At 64.4% G+C, this 1,432-nt stretch carries 1 protein-coding gene; it reads left to right on the top strand.

Features of this window, described 5'->3' with window-relative positions; genetic code table 11:
- Positions 1-413: 413 nt before the first annotated feature.
- Positions 414-1,432, top strand: a 1,019-nt coding sequence (locus AB0N07_RS51000; RefSeq protein WP_365847819.1) for a Cmx/CmrA family chloramphenicol efflux MFS transporter, incomplete at its 3' end; no start/stop codon positions are given.

Here is a 1,432-nt window from a genome sequence, read left to right on the forward strand (position 1 = left end):
TGACCGATGAGTCCGTCGCCACTCGGTGGCTCGCCGCGTCTTCCCCTGAACGGCCCACCGCCGGTGGTGCGTGATCGTGCCAGTCACTGTCAAGGGGGCATGTGCTGGACCTCAGTCAGGAGGTAGGCGAGGGCAGCGAGCGTGAGGTGGCGGATGTAGTTAGCTGTTGCTGGCCATGAGGTTGTTGACGTTCTTTGGGGGTGGCGACGCAGACTGCTACGATGAGGCGTATGTCGAGCCCTGAATCGGACACTCAGGGGCTTTCGGTCACGCCGTCAGCCCCTCACCTCCGCTGAGCCCCTAGCTCTCTGCCGCTCAGTGCTGCGCGCAGCACGACATTCGGGTGTCCTTTGGGCGCTGACCGTGGTGACGAGACGTTCTCTTGTTCGTACTCTCGCTTCGGAGCTATCTCGATGCCTTTTGCTCTCTATCTTCTTGCCCTGGTGGTCTTCGCCATGGGTACTTCCGAATTCATGCTCGCCGGCCTCGTGCCGGACATCTCCGCATACTTCGGCGTTTCCGTGGGGACAGCTGGTCTCCTGACATCGGCGTTCGCGGCAGGGATGGTGATCGGCGCACCTGCGATGGCCGCGCTCACTCGTCGCCTCCCCGTGAAAGCGACACTCTTGGGTTGTGTGATCGTGTTCGCGCTGTCCCATGTAGTCGGGGCACTCACACCGGACTTCACTGTTCTGTTCATCACGCGTGTGATCGCGGCGGTCGTCAACGCAGGCTTCTTGGCGGTCGCGCTGGGTGCGGCGACGAAACTCGTGGCACCCGACGCCAAAGGTCGGGCCGTGGCGATTCTGCTGGCGGGCACCACCGTCGCAACCGTCGCCGGCGTGCCCGCGGGTACTCTGCTTGGTACGGCACTCGGCTGGCAGTCGACGTTCTGGGCGATCGCTCTTCTCTGCGTCCCCGCTGCGATCGGCATCGCCGCGGGCTTCACCGCTCAAGCTGACGACTCGCCAAGGGAGGAGTCGTTCTCGACCTCGCTGCGGGTGGAGCTAGCCCAGCTTGCCTCCCCGCGCCTCCTTCTGACGATGCTGCTGGCTGCCCTGGTGAACGCCGGAACCTTCGCGACGCTGACCTTCCTTGCGCCGATTGTTACGGATACCTCCGGCATGAGCCAGTGGTGGGTGTCGGTAGCGCTTGTGCTCTTCGGCGTCGGCTCTTTCATCGGAGTCACCGTTGCGGGACGCCTGTCGGATGCCCGACCCGGAATCGTCATCGTGGGCGGTGGAAGCGTTCTTGTGCTCGGGTGGGTCGCGTTGGCGCTCTTCGCGACGAACCCCGTTGCCCTGCTCGGGCTCGTATTCGCTCAGGGGGTGTTGGGGTACGCTGTCGGGAGCACGCAGATCACGCGAGTGCTCTATGCGGCGGCGAGTGCGCCCACCATGGCGGGATCGTATGCGACCGCGGCACTCAACGT

The sequence above is a fragment of the Streptomyces sp. NPDC051172 genome (assembly GCF_040682555.1).
In the GTDB taxonomy this organism is placed as follows: domain Bacteria; phylum Actinomycetota; class Actinomycetes; order Streptomycetales; family Streptomycetaceae; genus Streptomyces.